The organism is Streptomyces luteolifulvus (genome assembly GCF_008806595.1).
In the GTDB taxonomy this organism is placed as follows: Bacteria; Actinomycetota; Actinomycetes; order Streptomycetales; family Streptomycetaceae; genus Streptomyces; species Streptomyces luteolifulvus.
Map to the genome: position 1 here is coordinate 61,886 of NZ_VZRB01000030.1, position 16,367 is coordinate 78,252.

13 protein-coding genes and 1 pseudogene are annotated in these 16,367 nt (G+C 71.3%); 8 read left to right on the forward strand and 6 right to left on the reverse strand.

The genetic code is table 11. The annotated features are described in order from the left end of the window. The first annotated feature begins 27 nt into the window (after positions 1–27). From F7R91_RS32000 to F7R91_RS32020, 5 genes and pseudogenes are all read left to right on the forward strand, one after another. Positions 28–1,557 carry a helix-turn-helix domain-containing protein gene (locus F7R91_RS32000; RefSeq protein ID WP_150954917.1) on the forward strand — a complete coding sequence of 510 codons (1,530 nt, stop codon included), beginning with the start codon at positions 28–30 and terminating at the stop codon, positions 1,555–1,557. A gap of 333 nt (positions 1,558–1,890) precedes the next feature. Beyond that, positions 1,891–2,283, forward strand: a complete 393-nt coding sequence (locus tag F7R91_RS32005; RefSeq protein WP_150954920.1) for a hypothetical protein — start codon at positions 1,891–1,893, stop codon at positions 2,281–2,283. Between the two features lie 5 nt (positions 2,284–2,288). Beyond that, positions 2,289–2,956, forward strand: a pseudogene (locus F7R91_RS32010) (nucleotidyl transferase AbiEii/AbiGii toxin family protein). Positions 2,957–3,274: 318 nt separating this feature from the next. Beyond that, positions 3,275–5,329, forward strand: a complete 2,055-nt coding sequence (locus tag F7R91_RS32015) for a serine/threonine-protein kinase (protein WP_225320892.1) — start codon at positions 3,275–3,277, stop codon at positions 5,327–5,329. 181 nt (positions 5,330–5,510) lie between these two features. Continuing rightward, entirely contained in the window at positions 5,511–5,705 is a 195-nt protein-coding gene (locus F7R91_RS32020) for a DUF5999 family protein (RefSeq protein ID WP_150954923.1), read from the forward strand. A 57-nt stretch (positions 5,706–5,762) separates the two neighbouring features. On the opposite strand, the gene F7R91_RS32025 is transcribed toward F7R91_RS32020, so the two are convergent. Further along, the gene (locus F7R91_RS32025) at positions 5,763–6,161 is read right to left on the reverse strand and encodes a RidA family protein (protein WP_150954926.1); all 399 of its coding nucleotides are present in this window, start codon (positions 6,159–6,161) and stop codon (positions 5,763–5,765) included. Beyond that, a complete protein-coding gene (locus F7R91_RS32030) occupies positions 6,158–7,411 on the reverse strand; it encodes an acyl-CoA dehydrogenase family protein (RefSeq protein ID WP_150954929.1) in 1,254 nt (417 codons plus the stop codon). The genes F7R91_RS32025 and F7R91_RS32030 overlap by 4 nt, the downstream gene beginning before the upstream one ends. A 162-nt stretch (positions 7,412–7,573) precedes the next feature. On the opposite strand from F7R91_RS32030, the gene F7R91_RS32035 reads away from it, so the two are divergent. Further along, positions 7,574–9,166 carry an AMP-binding protein gene (locus tag F7R91_RS32035; RefSeq protein WP_150954933.1) on the forward strand — a complete coding sequence of 531 codons (1,593 nt, stop codon included), beginning with the start codon at positions 7,574–7,576 and terminating at the stop codon, positions 9,164–9,166. A 15-nt stretch (positions 9,167–9,181) separates the two neighbouring features. Then, positions 9,182–9,994: a PaaX family transcriptional regulator gene (locus F7R91_RS32040; RefSeq protein ID WP_150954936.1), complete on the forward strand. Its 813-nt coding sequence runs from the start codon at positions 9,182–9,184 to the stop codon at positions 9,992–9,994. Positions 9,995–10,028: 34 nt separating this feature from the next. Here F7R91_RS32040 and F7R91_RS32045 read toward each other — a convergent pair whose 3' ends face one another. Continuing rightward, complete coding sequence (locus tag F7R91_RS32045; protein WP_225320893.1) at positions 10,029–12,398, reverse strand: bifunctional salicylyl-CoA 5-hydroxylase/oxidoreductase; 2,370 nt, start codon at positions 12,396–12,398, stop codon at positions 10,029–10,031. A 2-nt stretch (positions 12,399–12,400) separates the two neighbouring features. After that, positions 12,401–13,228, reverse strand: coding sequence for an enoyl-CoA hydratase family protein (locus F7R91_RS32050; protein WP_150954944.1), 828 nt, complete (start codon positions 13,226–13,228; stop codon positions 12,401–12,403). Positions 13,229–13,543: 315 nt separating this feature from the next. On the opposite strand from F7R91_RS32050, the gene F7R91_RS32055 reads away from it, so the two are divergent. After that, on the forward strand, positions 13,544–13,996 hold the full coding sequence (locus tag F7R91_RS32055; protein ID WP_150954946.1) for an ATP-binding protein: 453 nt from the start codon (positions 13,544–13,546) through the stop codon (positions 13,994–13,996). Between the two features lie 6 nt (positions 13,997–14,002). Here the strand turns inward: F7R91_RS32055 and argF are convergent, their stop codons facing one another. Next, complete coding sequence (argF, locus tag F7R91_RS32060) at positions 14,003–15,010, reverse strand: ornithine carbamoyltransferase (RefSeq protein ID WP_150954949.1); 1,008 nt, start codon at positions 15,008–15,010, stop codon at positions 14,003–14,005. 70 nt (positions 15,011–15,080) lie between these two features. Then, positions 15,081–16,304 carry an arginine deiminase gene (locus tag F7R91_RS32065; RefSeq protein ID WP_150954953.1) on the reverse strand — a complete coding sequence of 408 codons (1,224 nt, stop codon included), beginning with the start codon at positions 16,302–16,304 and terminating at the stop codon, positions 15,081–15,083. Positions 16,305–16,367 lie beyond the last annotated feature (63 nt).

The following is a 16,367-nucleotide window of genomic DNA, read 5'->3' on the forward strand; positions in this document are numbered from 1 at the left end:
TCTCATATCTGAGATAGCCTCAACCCCATGGCAGACGACTACCTCGTACGCATCGGCAAGCTCATCCGTGACGCCCGGCAGCACCGCGGCTGGACACAGTCACAGCTTGCCGAGGCGCTCGGCACCAGCCAGAGCGCGGTCAACCGGATCGAGCGCGGCAATCAGAACATCAGCCTTGAGATGATCGCCCGAATCGGTGAAGCGCTGGACAGTGAAATCGTCTCCCTGGGCTATGCGGGCCCGATGCATCTGCGGGTGGTCGGTGGCCGCCGGCTGTCCGGCGCCATCGACGTGAAGACGAGCAAGAACGCGTGCGTGGCGCTGCTGTGCGCCTCCCTCCTCAACAGGGGCCGCACGGTGCTGCGCAGGGTCGCCCGCATCGAGGAGGTGTACCGCCTGCTGGAGGTGCTCGGCTCCATCGGCGTACGTGCCCGGTGGATCAACGACGGCGTCGACCTGGAGATCGTGCCGTCGGCCGAACTGGAGATGACGTCGATCGACGCCGAAGCGGCCCGTCGCACGCGCTCGATCATCATGTTCCTCGGCCCGCTGCTGCACCGCCTGGACAGCTTCAAGCTGCCGTACGCCGGCGGCTGCGACCTCGGTACCCGCACCATCGAGCCGCACATGATCGCGCTGCGCCGCTTCGGGCTGGAGATCGCCGCGACCGAGGGCCTGTACCACGCTCAGGTGGACCGCTCCGTCTCCCCCGACCGCCCGATCGTGCTGACCGAACGCGGGGACACGGTCACCGAGAACGCGCTGCTGGCCGCCGCCCGGCACGACGGTGTCACCGTCATCCGCAACGCGTCCTCCAACTACATGGTCCAGGACCTCTGTTTCTTCCTGGAGGCGCTCGGCGTCAAGGTCGAGGGCATCGGCACCACCACGCTCACCGTGCACGGCGTGCCGGACATCGACGTCGACGTCGACTACTCCCCCTCCGAGGACCCGGTCGAGGCGATGAGCCTGCTGGCCGCGGCCGTGGTGACGGAGTCCGAACTGACCGTGCGTCGCGTCCCCATCGAGTTCCTCGAGATCGAGCTCGCGGTCCTGGAGGAGATGGGGCTCGACCACGACCGTACGCCCGAGTACTTCGCCGACAACGGCCGTACGCGCCTGGTGGACCTCACCGTCCGGCCCTCCAAGCTGGAGGCGCCGATCGACAAGATCCACCCGATGCCGTTCCCGGGCCTGAACATCGACAACGTCCCGTTCTTCGCGGCCATCGCGGCGGTCGCCCAGGGCAAGACCCTGATCCACGACTGGGTCTACGACAACCGCGCGATCTACCTGACCGACCTCAACCGCCTCGGCGGCCGCCTCCAACTCCTGGACCCGCACCGCGTCCTGGTCGAGGGCCCGACCCGCTGGCGCGCCGCCGAGATGATGTGCCCGCCGGCCCTGCGGCCCGCGGTGGTCGTCCTGCTGGCGATGATGGCGGCGGAGGGCACGTCCGTGCTGCGCAACGTCTACGTCATCAACCGGGGGTACGAGGACCTCGCCGAGCGTCTCAATTCCATTGGGGCGCAGATCGAGATTTTCCGGGACATCTGAGGGTTCTAAGAGAAAGTATCATGAAACCCATCCTGACCTGCAGAAATGCAAGTCAGGAGGGAACGCGTGAGCACCTCTGGGACTTTCCTGGGACTTCTGGCTGGGCTCGGAGGCTTTGAGTGACGGGACACATCACGTGATCCGAACATCGGAAAGGGTGTCTCCTGAACGGATACCAGAAAAACCCTGGCCAGAGCCGCTTCGTCAGATCATCGTCCTTCGTGTGCAGACGCCCAGAGCGTCAAAACGACCCGCGGATCCGCCCTCGCTCGCTCCGGACGCCAGTTCGCACATCATGACCCTCGCGACGTCTCCGGCCGCCATAATGGACGCATGCCCTCCAGCCCACAGCACCCCGCACCCACCCCGAGGGACGTCTCGGGCGCGGACGCCGAGGACCTCGCGCTGTATCGGGAGAAGTTCCGCCGCCGTCTGCCGGAGTCGTTGGCCGAGTTGCACGGGCCGGCCCACGGTGTCGTGGATCTGCCGCTGCACATGGCCTGGTCCGGGATGACGTCGTACGACCTGGGCAAGCCACGCCAGCGCATGGGCCTGTACCGCACCGTCCTGCACGAGGGCCTGCACGACGACCTGCCCCGCTACCTCAACCAGGACCTTCTCCTCCAGCTGTGGCCGGTGCTGCGCACCCTCGTCGGCCGCACCGTGCGCGCCGTATGGGAAGACGCCTTCCCCCAGCTCGCCTCCCGCACCCGGGCAGCCGCGTGACAGACATGCCGGAGCTGCACACGCGGCTCCTGGCGGATGTGATCGCGCTCGGCTCCCCGTATCCACTCGTTCTCACCGGTGGATACGCCGTGCGGGCGCACCGCCTCGTGAACCGCCCCAGCCAGGACCTCGACGTCGCCACCAGAGCCCGGCGCCCATGGCCGACATCGCCGCCACGCTCCGCGTCGGCCTGGAAGCCCGCGGCTGGAAGGTGCACGCGCTGGAGACCGCCCCGCTGTCCGCCCGCTTCACCGTGACTGACCCGGCCACCGGGCAGGAATGCGAAGTCGACATCCTCAAGGAGATCTTCTGGCGGCCGGTCGCCCAGAGCCCGTACGGGCCCGTCCTCGCCGAAGAGGACGCGATCGGGACCAAGGTCCGTGCCCTCGCCGACCGCGGAGCGCCCCGCGACCTGATCGATGTATTCGCAGCCTCCCGCCGCTGGACCAATAGCGAGCTCGAGGAGTTCGGCCGCCGCCACGCCCGCGGCCGCTTCGAGCGCGAGGATCTGCAGTCGAACCTCACGGGCGCCGAGTGGACCGACGACGCAGCCTTCGCCGCCTATGGACTCGATGACGCCACCATCACCGCTCTCCGCTCCTGGGCCGTGGAGTGGGCCGACGACCTCGCGGCCCGTCTCCTCGAAGAGGCCGATGATCCGGACATCGACTGATCACGTCCGGATGAGATCTCATCTGCAAGCGATCAGAGCAAGACCCGAGAAGTAAGAAACTGGTGGCTGCCCCGCCCACTCGACCGGCGGCTGCCCCGCATTACCGTGGAGAGCCCCGCGGTCCCGTCTCAGCACGCGCCGGATCTCACGCCCTCGGCGGCCACGGAAAGGTGATCGGGCAACCCGACCAGGGGATGCGCTACTGACGAGCACCGGCAAGAACTCCGAAGCCCGGCATGCGTGCCATGGAGCCGGGCGGGTCAGGTGTGGCCCGTGATGCAATAGGGCCAGGGAACCGATCTCGGGGTGGAGTGGGGCGTGTTGAGCAACGGGGGGCCCGGTGCGGGGAGTTTCCGGCCGTTGGAGGAGGGCGATCCGCAGGTCGTGGGCGGGTACCGGCTGGCGGCGCGGCTCGGGTCCGGCGGTATGGGGCGGGTCTATCTCTCGCACACGCCGGGCGGGCGGGCCGTCGCGGTCAAGGTGATCCGGCCGGAGCTGGCCGAGAACGCCGAGTTCCGCAGGCGGTTCCGGGCCGAGGTGGCGGCGGCGAGCCGGGTGCACGGGCTCTACACGGCGCCGGTCGTGGACAGCGACACCGAGGGGGCCGTGCCGTGGTGTGCGACCGCCTATGTGCCGGGACCGTCCCTCGACGACGCGGTGCGTGAGCACGGGCCGCTGCCCGTCGACACGGTGCTGCGGCTGATCGCCGGTGTCGCGGAGGCACTGCAGGCGGTGCACCGCGAGGGCATCGTGCACCGGGACCTCAAGCCGTCGAACGTGCTGCTCGCCGCCGACGGGCCGCGCGTCATCGACTTCGGTGTCGCGCGGGCCGCGGACGCCACGTCGCTGACGCAGAGCGGGGTGTCCCTCGGCACCGTCGCCTACATGGCGCCGGAGCAGGTGCTCGGCGGCGAGGCCGCCGCCTCGGCCGATGTGTTCGCGCTGGGGCAGACCGCCGTCTTCGCGGCGACGGGCGGTGCCGCCTTCGGTGAGGGGGACCCGCACGCCGTGCTCTACCGGGTGGTGCACGAGGAGCCCGACCTCGGCCGCCTGCCGGTGGAGCTACGGGAGTTGGTGGCATGGTGTCTGCGCAAGCCCGCCGCGGAACGGCCCTCCGTCGAGGAGATCATGCGCTCCGTCTCGGCGATCCAGGCGCAGCGGGGTGACGATGCGCGGTTGACGTCCGGGGCGTGGCTGCCGGGGGAACTGGTGGCCGGGATCGCGGCACGAACCGAGGAGGCGGATCGGGCGGCCCGGGTGGGTGGGGCTCAGGGGGCGGTCCCGGGTGCGGTTCCCGGTGCGGCTCAGGGTGCGGTTCCCGGCGCAGCCCCGGGTGCGGCTCAGGATGCCGTTCCGGGCACGGCTCCGGGCGCGTCTCAGGGTGCCGTTCCCGGCACGGCTCCGGATGCGGCTCCGCGTGCGGTTCCCGGCACGGCTCAGGGTGCGGATGCGGGCACCGCTCCGGGTGCGGCTGCGGGCGCGCAGGGGCCCGGCGTCTTCGGGCCCCCCGTGGCCTACTCCCCCGGCTCGTCGTCCCCCGCTCCGCCGGCCGGGCCGTATGTCATGGGCCCGGGGGCCGCGCGGGGCGCATACGCTCCGTCCGACTGGCCGCAGCGGCAGCCGGGCGCCGCGGAGACCTCCTCGGTCGCCACGATCAGGCGCCGCGGGGCCCGCGTGTGGATGCTGTCGGCCGCCGCCGTCGTGCTGGTGGCCTGCGGGGCGACCGCCGCGCTGCTGGTCGTCCCGGAACCCGCCGGCAAGAGCGACGGCCGGGTGCGGGAAGCGGCCGCCTCGCAGTCCGCTCCGGCCACCGGGGCGCCCGCCTCCGCGTCCGGCTCCCCGTCGGCCAATAAGTCGAAGAAGCCCGAGGCCGCCAAGTCCGCGCCGCCGCCCAGCCCTTCGGGACCGGCGGAGCACACCGCCGACGAGGACGACGCCGCCTCGGCTTCCGCGAGCGCGGCGTCCGGCAAGCCCGCCGCCCCGAAGGCCCCCGTCCCGGTGACGTACTCCGGGATCCGGATGACCGCGAGTCACGATCTGTATCTGGCGGACACCCCGGTGCGGTCCAAGGCGGACACGGGGACTTCCGACGAGGATCTGACCTACGCCGTCTACTCCTCGGGCGCGGTCCTCGCCCCCGGCACCACCTCGGGCAGCTCCCTCGCCCCGCTCCCGGCGGGGCGGCAGGGCGGCCTGGAGGCGTGCAAGGCGGCGACCGGGTACAGGAGCTACATCTGGGTCAAGGACCTCGCCGTGGGACAGCAGATGTGTGTGGTCAGCGGGACGGGACACGTGGGGCTCGTGACGTACCGGGGCTCGTCCGGGACGTCGTATGCGACCTTGGACGTGAAGGTGTGGCGCGACGCGGCCTGACCGGGCCGCGGCAGCGGGCGGGGCGTTCGGTGGCGGGTCCGCATCGAGCGTCGTGGAACCGTCCTGGAGTTGTCCGCGTGTTGTCACGCTTGGCCCCGGGCCGTTCCGATGAGTTCGGCGGGCGCGCATGGTCTACCCATACAGACCCATACGGATGGTCCCACCGACGTGGAGGTGCGCCATGTGTGCCCACCAGCCTTCGTGCCCCGCAGCCGACGCAAACGCTCCGCACGTCGTCGCCGCCCACCCCGAGCAGGGCTGGAACCTGCTGTGCAACGGCGCGATCGTCTTCGACGACACGGGCGAACTGCTGCCCGACGGCCGGATCGTGACGCCGCACCGCGCGCCCGTCGGCCCGCTGACGATCGCCGCCTGACCGCCACCCGGCCGTCGGCCCGGCCACGGCAGGCCCTGCGGCCCATCACGGCAGGCCCTACGGCAGCACCGCGAAGCCGTCGAGTTCCACCCTCGCCTGCTCGTCCCACAGGCGCACCACCTCGACGACCGCCATGGCCGGGTAGTCGCGGCCGGCCAACCGGCGCCAGATGCCTCCGAGTTCGGCGGCATGGGTGCGGTACGCGGCCACGTCCGTGGTGTAGACGGTGACCCGGCCGAGGTCGGCGGGGGTGCCGCCGGCGGCGCGCAGGGCCGTGAGGAGACCGGCCAGGGCCCGCTCGAACTGCTCGGGGAGGGTGTCGCCGACCACCTTGCCGTCGGTGTCCAGGGCGGTCTGGCCGGCCAGGAACACAAGCCGGGAGCCGCTGGCCACCACCGCGTGGGAGAAGCCGGTCGGCGGGGAGAGTTCGGGCGGGTTCAGCCGCTCGGCGGTCATGCTCCGGCCTCCAGTTCGGCGTACAACTCCTTGGCGATGATGCCGCGTTGGACCTCGCTCGCCCCCTCGTAGATGCGCGGGGCGCGGACCTCGCGATAGAGGTGTTCGAGGAGATGACCACGGCGCAGGGCGCGGGCGCCGTGGAGCTGGACGGCCGCGTCGACCACGTACTGCGCGGTCTCGGTGGCGAGGAGTTTCGCCATCGCGGCACGCTTGGGGACGTCGGGGGCGCCTTCGTCGTACGCCGTCGCCGCCGTGTACACCATGAGGCGCGCCGCCTCGGTGCGCAGGGCCATCTCGGCGACCTGGTGGGCGACGGTCTGCAGATCCTTGAGCTTGCCGCCGAACGCGTCCCTGCGGGAGGTGTGGGCGAGGGTCGCGTCCAGCGCCGCCGACGCCATGCCGACGGCGAAGGCGCCGACGCTGGGGCGGAAGAGGTTGAGGGTGCCCATGGCGACCCGGAAGCCCTGGTCGACCTCGCCGAGCACATCGTCCGCCGTCACCGGCACGGCGTCGAAGTCCAGGGCTCCGATGGGGTGGGGCGAGAGCATGTCGAGGGCCGTGCCGGTCAGACCGGGGCGGTCGGCGGGCACCAGGAATGCGGTCACGCCACGGGCTCCGGCGCCGGGGGTCGTGCGGGCGAAGACGGTGTAGAAGTCGGCTTCGGGGGCGTTGGAGATCCAGCACTTCTCACCGGTCAGCCGCCAGCGGGCGGGGCCGTCGGGTTCGGCGTCCGGAGCCCGGCCGTCGGGCGCAGCGTCCGGAGGGCGGGCGTCGGGCTCGGCTCCCCCGGGTTCCCCGTGCTCCGCGTGTTCCCCGTGTTCCGCGTGTTCCCCGTGTTCCGCGTGTTCCGCTCGCAGCGCCAGTGCCGCCGCGTCCGAGCCCGCGCCCGGCTCGCTCAGCGCGAACGCGGCCACCGCGGTGCCCTCGGTCACGCGGAGCAGCCAGCGGTCGCGCTGGGCCGGGGTGCCGTGGCTGTGGAGCGGGTGTGCGCCCAGGCCCTGAAGGGCGAGCGCGGTCTCGGCCTCGGTGCAGGCGTACGCCAGGGACTCGCGCATCAGGCAGAGGTCGACGGCGCCGGAGGTGAACAGGCGTGACAGCAGGCCGAGCCGGCCGAGCTCGGCGACGAGGGGGCGGTTGACGTGCCCGGGTTCTCCCTTGTCGGCGAGCGGGCGCAGCCGCTCCGCGGCCAGGGTGCGCAGTTCGGCGCACCATGCGGTGTGTGCCGGATCGAGCGAGAATGCGGGCATCGCCGGTCCTCTCTCCTCGTGACCCTTCAGCCACCCTCCCGTCGAACGATATCGCGCTCTGTTGACTGTCGTCACCAACGCGATACGCTCCTGTCGCGAGCCCGCTGACAGCGCGAGCCCACCCACGACCGAGAGCCCACCACAACAAGGGGGCGAACCGTCATGAACGTCTCGGCCCATGTCGACACCTTCGCGCGCGACCATCTCCCGCCCCCCGACCAGTGGCCCGAGCTCCGCTTCGACCTGCCCGAGCTGCGGTACCCCGACCGGCTGAACTGTGCCGCCGAGCTGCTCGGCGGCCCTCCTGGGGACCGCCCGGCGTTCCGTACGGCCACGGGCGGGACCTGGACCTACGGAGAGCTGCGCGCCCGCGTGGACCGCCTGGCGCACCTGCTCACCGGCGACCTGGGCGTCGTACCGGGCAACCGGGTGCTGCTGCGCGGGCCCACCACTCCCTGGCTCGCGGCCTGCTGGCTGGCGGTGCTGAAGGCGGGCGCGGTCGCCGTCACCGTGCTGGCGCAGCAGCGCCCGCACGAGCTGGGCACAATGTGCGAGATCGCACGGGTACGGCACGCGCTGTGCGACGTCCGGGCCGTCGACGACCTCGCCAAGGCCGAGGTCCCGGGCCTGCGGATCGCGACCTACGGCGGTGACGCCCCCGACGACCTGCTGCGCCGTCCGGCGCCCGAGACGCCGTACCCGGCCGTGGACACCGCCGCGGACGACGTCGCGCTGATCGCCTTCACGTCCGGCACGACCGGACGTCCCAAGGGCTGTATGCACTTCCACCGGGATGTGCTGGCGATCGCCGACACCTTCTCGCAGCATGTGCTCAGACCCCGTGTGGACGATGTTTTCACCGGCAGTCCCCCGCTCGGCTTCACCTTCGGACTCGGCGGGCTGGTGATCTTCCCGATGCGGGCCGGCGCCAGCGCCCTGCTCCTCGAACAGGCCGGTCCGAGGCAGCTGTTGCCCGCGATCGCCGAGCACCGGGTCTCCGTGCTGTTCACCGCGCCGACGGCGTACCGCGCGATGCTCGACGAGCTGGCCGCGTACGACGTCTCGTCGCTGCGCCGCTGTGTGTCGGCCGGCGAGAACCTGCCCGAGGCCACCTGGCGGGCCTGGTACGAGCGGACCGGGCTGCGCATCATCAACGGCATCGGCGCCACCGAGCTGCTGCACATCTTCATCTCCGCGGCGGACGAGGACATCCGGCCCGGGACGACGGGAGTTCCCGTACCGGGGTGGAACGCGCGCGTGCAGGACGAGAACGGCGAACCGGTACCCGACGGCCAGCCGGGGCTGCTCGCCGTGCGCGGACCGGTCGGCTGCCGGTATCTCGCCGACCCGCGGCAGCGGGCGTATGTGCGCGAGGGCTGGAACATCACCGGGGACACCTACGTCCGCGAGGGCGACGGCTACTTCCGCTACGTCGCCCGCGCCGACGACATGATCATCTCGGCCGGGTACAACATCGCCGGCCCGGAGGTCGAGGACGCCCTGCTGCGTCACCCGGACGTGCTCGAAGCGGCCGTGGTGGGGCGGCCCGACGAGGCGCGCGGTCAGGTGGTCGTGGCCTTTGCGGTCCTCAGAGAGGGCGCGCCGCGGGACGCCGAGGCGTTGCGGGCCTTCGTGAAGGCGGAACTCGCGCCCTACAAGTGCCCGCGCGAGATCGTCTTCCTGGACGCGCTGCCGCGCACGGCGACCGGCAAGTTGCAGCGGTTCAAGTTGCGCACCGGGGGTGACCAGCCGTGATGTCGACGTCCTAAGATGATCAATGTGTCCGACCCGCACGCTCCCCGGTCTCTCATCGTCACGCTCTACGGCGCGTACGGCCGCTTCATGCCCGGCCCGGTGCCCGTCGCCGAGCTGATCCGGTTGCTGGCCGCGGTGGGCGTGGACGCCCCCTCCGTACGGTCGTCCGTGTCACGGCTCAAGCGGCGCGGGCTGCTCCGGCCCGCCCGTACCGCGGAGGGCGCCGCCGGGTACGAACTCTCGCCGGACGCCCGCCAGTTGCTCGACGACGGTGACCGGCGCATCTACGCCACCACGCCGCCCGAGGACGAGGGCTGGGTGCTCGCGGTGTTCTCCGTGCCGGAGTCCGAGCGGCAGAAGCGGCACGTGCTGCGCTCGCGGCTGGCCGGTCTCGGCTTCGGTACGGCGGCCCCCGGGGTGTGGATCGCCCCGGCCCGGCTGTACGAGGAGACCCGGCACACCCTCCATCGGCTGCGCCTGGACCCGTACGTGGACTTCTTCCGCGGTGAGCACCTCGGCTTCACGCCGACCGCCGGGGCCGTGGCACGCTGGTGGGACCTGGCCGCGATCGCCAAGGCGCACGAGGCGTTCCTCGACCGGCACGCACGCGTGCTGCACGACTGGGAGGGCCGGGCGGACACCCCGCCCGAGGAGGCCTACCGCGACTATCTCCTCGCCCTCGACTCCTGGCGGCACCTGCCCTACACCGACCCCGGCCTGCCCGCCCGGCTGCTGCCCGGGGACTGGCCGGGGGCGCACTCGGCCGCCGTGTTCCGGGCGCTGCACGAGCGACTGCGGGACGCGGGGGCGGTCTTCGCGGGCGTGTGACGGGCTGCCGAGCGCACTCGCGGCTGATCGCTCGTCAACTCCCCAATGTCAGCCGGGGCTTCGGCGCATCCGTACGCCCGGTCTGCGGGCGGCGGCTGCCCGCTCGGTAGGGGGCCGGCCAGACGACGCCCGGACCCACGTAGCCCTGCTCCGCCGCCGCGTGCAGCGTCCAGTGCGGGTCGTAGAGGTGCGGCCGGGCGAGCGCGCACAGGTCGGTACGACCGGCCAGGATGAGGGAGTTGACGTCGTCCCAGGAGGAGATGGCGCCGACCGCGATCACCGGGACACCGGTGGCGTGGCGGATCCGGTCGGCGAACGGTGTCTGGTACGACCGCCCGAACTCCGGCTGTTCGTCGGCGACGACCTGCCCGGTGGACACGTCGATCGCGTCGGCACCGTGCGCGGCGAACGCCCGGGCGATCTCGACGGCGTCCCCGGCCGTGTTCCCGCCCTCCGCCCAGTCGGTGGCGGAGATACGGACGGTGAGGGGCCTCTCCTCCGGCCACACCTTCCGTACGGCGTCGAAGACCTCCAGCGGGAAGCGGAGCCGTTTCTCGGGCGAGCCGCCGTAGGCGTCGGTGCGCCGGTTGGTCAGCGGGGAGAGGAAGCCGGAGAGCAGATAACCGTGTGCGCAGTGCAGTTCGAGGAGGTCGAAGCCCGCGCGGGCGGCCCGCCAGGCGGCCGCCGTGAACTGTTCGCGGATGTCGGTGAGCTGGGCCCGGGAGAGCTGGCGCGGGCTCTGGCTCTCCGGTTTGTACGGGAGCGGGGAGGCGGCCACGAGGGGCCAGTTGCCGTCCTCCAGGGGCTCGTCCATGCCCTCCCACATCAGCTTGGTCGAGCCCTTGCGCCCACTGTGGCCGAGCTGCACACCGATCGCGGTGCCCGGCGCCTGCGCGTGCACGAAGTCCACTATGCGTTTCCAGGAGTCGGCCTGCCGGCCGGTGTAGAGGCCGGTGCAGCCGGGGGTGATCCGCCCCTCCGCGCTGACGCACACCATCTCCGTCATCACCAGGCCGGCGCCGCCGAGCGCCCGCGCCCCCAGATGGACGAGATGGAAGTCGCCGGGGACACCGTCCGTGGCCGAGTACATGTCCATCGGCGAGACCACGACCCGGTTGCGCAGGGTCAGCCCGCGCAGCCGGAACGGCGTGAACATCGGGGGCGTGCCGGGTGGGCAGCCGAAGTCGCGCTCCACGGCCGCGGTGAAGCTCGCGTCGCGCAGGCGCAGGTTGTCGTGGGTGACGCGGCGGCTGCGGGTGAGCAGGTTGAAGGCGAACTGGCGGGGCGGCTGGTCCAGGTACAGTCCCAGGTTCTCGAACCACTCCAGACTGGCGTGGGCGGCGCGCTGGGTGGAGGCGACGACGGGTTTGCGCTCCGCCTCGTAGGCGGCCAGCGCCCGCTCCAGCGACGGCTGTTCCTCCAGGCAGGCGGCGAGCGCGAGGGCGTCCTCGACGGCGAGCTTGGTGCCGGAGCCGATGGAGAAGTGGGCGGTGTGGGCGGCGTCGCCGAGGAGGACGACATTGCCGTGCGACCAGTGCTCGTTGACCACCGTGCGGAAAGTGGTCCAGGCCGACTTGTTGGACCGCAGGGGCCGGCCGCCGAGCGCGTCCGCGAAGATCTTGGCGCAGCGCTCGACGGACTCGTCCTCGCCGAGTTCCCCGAAACCGGCCGCGCGCCAGACCTCCTCCCGCATCTCGACGATCACGGTCGAGGCGTCGGCCGCGTACGGGTAGCCGTGCAGCTGCATCACGCCGTGCTCGGTCTCGGCGATCTCGAAACGGAAGGCGTCGAAGGCGAAGCCGGCGGCCAGCCAGATATAGCGGCAGTGGTGGGTGGCCACATGGGGCCGGAACATGGGGGCGTAGGCCTCGCGGGTGGTGCTGTGCACACCGTCGGCGGCGATGACCAGGTCGTACGACGCCGCGAGCTGCGCGGGGGGCGGCGCTTCGGAGCGGAAGAGCAGGTCGACGCCGAGTTCACGACAGCGCTGGTGCAGGATCTCCAGGAGGCGTCGTCGGCCCAGTGCGGCGAAGCCGTGTCCTGAGGAGGTGTGGCGGGTGCTGCGGTGGACGATGTCGATGTCGTCCCAGCGGATGAAGTCCCGCTGGAGGGCCTCGTAGACCGTGGGGTCGGCGTGTTCGATGCCGCCGAGCGTTTCGTCGGAGAGGACCACGCCGAAGCCGAAGGTGTCGTCGGGGGCGTTGCGTTCCCAGACGGTCACTTCGCGGGCCGGGTCGAGGCGCTTCAGCAGGGCGGCGGAGTAGAGGCCGCCGGGGCCGCCGCCGATGATCGCCACTCGTAGGGCGTGGCTGGTCGTCTCGGGCGGCTGCGGGTCCGTTTCGGCTGGTCGTGCCCTGCGGCCGAGCCGCATGTCGGCACTGCCCCGCGCCCCTGGTGTGGGCATGCTCACCGCCCCTTCCATTTCGGAGGGCGCTTTTCCTTGAACGCCGCGTGGAACTCCGCGTAGTCCTCGCCGTTCATCAGCAGCGCCTGGGTGGAAGCGTCCAGTTCGACCGCAGCCGCCAGCGGCATGTCCAGTTCGGCGGTGAGCAGGGCCTTCGTCTGGGCGTAGGCGAGGGCCGGGCCCTCGGCGAGGCGGCGGGCCAGCGCCCCGGCGGCCTCGTCCGCGTGGCCCTCCTCGGTGAGTTCGCTGATCAGGCCGATGCGCTCGGCCTCGGGTGCCCGTACCGGCTCGCCGAGCATGAGCAGCCGGGTCGCGTGGCCGAGTCCGACGACCCGGGGCAGCAGATAGGCCGCCCCCATGTCGCCGCCGGACAGGCCGACCCGGGTGAAGAGGAAGGCGAAGCGTGCGGTGGGGTCGGCGACCCGGAAGTCCGCCGCGAGCGCCAGCACGGCTCCGGCGCCCGCCGCCACCCCGTGCACCGCCGCGATCACCGGGAACGGGCACTCCCGTACCGCCCGCACGACCTGCCCGGTCATCCGGTTGAAGTCGAGGAGCTGGGCGGTGTCCATGGCCAGCGTCGCACCGATGATCTCGTCCACGTCGCCGCCGGAGCAGAACCCGCGTCCCTCGCCGGCCAGCACCAGGGCCCGTACGGACCTCTCCCGGGACAGCTCGGCGAGCAGATCGCGCAGGTCGGCGTAGGCGCCGAAGGTGAGGGCGTTGAGCTTGTCGGGGCGTTCCAGGGTGACGGTGGCGACGGCGTCGGTGAGGTCGACGCGCAGATGCTGCCAGCGGGGGGTGCGGCGGGTGGAGCCGGTGAAGGGACTCATGAGGTGCGGCCTCCTCGTACGGACGGCGGGCACGGGCTCACGGAGCTCTACCCGTCGAAGCTATCACCCATCTTTGACTGTCGTCACGAGTGCGCGATAGCTCCCTTCGGATATGACCCCGTCCCGTCACATTCCGTCGCCTCCGTCACGGCTCGTCGATAGGCGGGTAACGGTGGGGAGCAGGTGTGCGAGAGGGGCCGTCGACGCGGGTAAGCCGCCCGGCAACGGGGCCGAGGGTCCCGTACGGTGCCCGTCCGACGACCCGGCGGGGCGGCGCCGTACCATTCTTCGGGTTGAAAGCAGGACAGCCTGCTCATGAACGGAACCGCCTTGTACGAACGCCCCTCCGCCTCCGCTTCCTGGCGCGTCGCGCTGCCGCACACGGCCGCTGCCGTGCCCGTGGCGCGGGCGCTGGTCCGGGCGGCGCTGACCGAGCTGAAGCACGGGGCCGACTGCGACACCGCGGAGCTGCTCACGGCGGAGCTGGTGGCGAACGCCGTGGAGCACACGCGCGGCGACGCCCCGATAGAGCTGGTGGTGGCGCTGCTGCCGACCGGCTGCCAGGTGGAGGTGCACGACGCCGACCCGGCGCCGCCCGGCCATCTCACGCGTCCCGCGGGCGAGGAGCCCGACCCCTGGCAGGAGCATGGGCGCGGCCTGCTGCTGATCCGTGCCCTGAGCTCGTCCTGCGGTCATCGGGCGACGGCGTCGGGCAAGGCCGTGTGGTTCCGGCTGCCGGTGGTTCCGCCGCCGCGGCGCCCGGTGTGAGCCGGGTCAGGCGAGGGTCGCCACCAGCACGGCCTTGATCGTGTGCAGACGGTTCTCCGCCTCGTCGAACACGACCGAGTGAGCCGACTCGAAGACCTCGTCCGTCACCTCCAGCGAGTCCAGGCCGTGGGCCTCGTGGATCTCGCAGCCCACCTCGGTGCCAAGGTCGTGGAAGGCCGGCAGACAGTGCAGGAACTTGACGTCCGGATTGCCGGTGGCGCGCAGGACGTCCATGGTCACGGCATACGGGGCGAGGGCGGCGATCCGCTCGTCCCAGACCTCCTTGGGCTCGCCCATGGACACCCAGACATCGGTGGCCACGAAGTCGGCGCCGCGCACGCCCTCGGCGACATCCTCGGTGAGCAGAACGGCGGCGCCGCTGTTCTCGGCCAGTTCACGCGCCCGGGTGACGACGTCCTCGGCGGGCCAGTACTCCTTGGGCGCGACGATGCGCACGTCCATGCCGAGCAGCGCCCCGGTGATCAGATAGGAGTTGCCCATGTTGAAGCGGGCGTCGCCGAGGTAGGCGAAGGAGATCCCCTGCACGGGCTTGGCGCAGTGCTCGGTCATGGTGAGCACATCGGCGAGCATCTGGGTGGGATGCCAGTCGTCGGTGAGGCCGTTGTAGACGGGCACGCCCGCGAAGGCCGCCAGCTCCTCCACCTTCGCCTGGCTGTCCCCGCGGTACTCGATCCCGTCGTACATCCGGCCCAGGACGCGCGCGGTGTCCTTGACCGACTCCTTGTGGCCGATCTGCGAGCCCGAAGGGTCGAGGTAGGTCGTACAGGCGCCCTGGTCGGCGGCGGCCACCTCGAACGCGCAGCGGGTGCGCGTCGAGGTCTTCTCGAAGATCAGCGCGATGTTCCTGCCGCGCAGATGCCGTGTCTCGGTCCCGGCCTTCTTGGCGGCCTTCAGCTCGGCGGCCAGCTCGACCAGCCCGAGGAACTCCTCGTCGGTGAAGTCGAGCTCCTTGAGGAAGTGGCGGCCGGCGAGGGCTGTCGGGACTGTCGCCATGGGGGCGCTCCAGAGATACGTGAACAATGACCCTGGAAGTCTATACGACGGTTAGCATTTCTATACAGTCCTATACGGCCTCACGTTCGACCGGACAGCTCATACAGCGTGGCCCGCCCCTCCCCCGGCCCAGCTCACTGCCCGGAATCTCGATGACTTCGATGCCCTGCTTGCGCAGATGTGTGTTGGTGGTGGAGTTGCGCTCGTAGGCCACGACGACGCCCGGTTCGACGGCCAGGACGTTGCATCCGTCGTCCCACTGCTCGCGCTCGGCCGCGTGCACGTCCTGGGTCGCGGTCAGGACGCGGATCTCGCTCAGTCCGAGCGCGGCGGCGATCGCGCGGTGCATGTGCTCCGGCGGATGGTCGGTGACCTTCAGCTCCTTGTCGCCCGTGCCCGGCTCGATGGTGTAGGAGCGGAGCATGCCCAGTCCGGCGTACTGGGTGAAGACGTCGCCGTCGACCATCGTCATCACCGTGTCGAGGTGCATGAGGGCGCGCCGTTTGGGCATGTCGAGCGCCACGATCGTCTGTGCGGAGCCGGCCGCGAACAGCTTGTGCGCCAGCATCTCCACGGCCTGCGGGGTCGTCCGCTCACTCATGCCGATGAGGACCGCGCCGTGGCCGATGACAAGGACGTCCCCGCCCTCGATGGTCGACGGGTAGTCGGCTTGACCCTCCGACCAGACGTTGAACGTCTCGTCCCGGAACAGCGGATGGTGCCGGTAGATGGCCTCGAAGTGCACGGTCTCGCGCTGGCGGGCGGGCCAGCGCATGGCGTTGATGGCGACGCCGTCGTAGATCCAGGCGGAGGTGTCGCGGGTGAAGAGGTGGTTGGGGAGCGGACGGAGCAGGAAGTCGTCGAGGTCCATGGCATGGAAGCGCACGGAGGTCGGCTCCGCGTGCGCGTCCAGGAACTCGCGTTTGGTCATGCCGCCCACCAGGACCTCGGCCAGTTCCCGCGCGGGCAGGGTCTCGAAGGCGGCGCGGAGGTGGTCGGTGGCGAGGGGGCCGTACTCCTTCTCGTCGAAGACACGGTCCAGGACGAGTGATCTCGCCGCCGGGACCTCCAGGGCCTCGGTGAGCAGGTCGCCGAAGAGGTGGACGGCGACGCCGCGGTCGCGCAGCACATCGGCGAACCCGTCGTGCTCGGCGCGCGCCCTGCGCACCCACAGCACGTCGTCGAAGAGCAGCGCATCCTTGTTGCTGGGGGTGAGCCTTTTGAGCTCGAGATCCGGCCGGTGCAGGATGACGCGGCGCAGCCGCCCGGCTTCGGAGTCGACGTGGAATCCCATGCCTCCATCCTGACCATCGGCGACCGGATTCACCCCCTGCTCGGCCGATTCTGCATCTTCTTG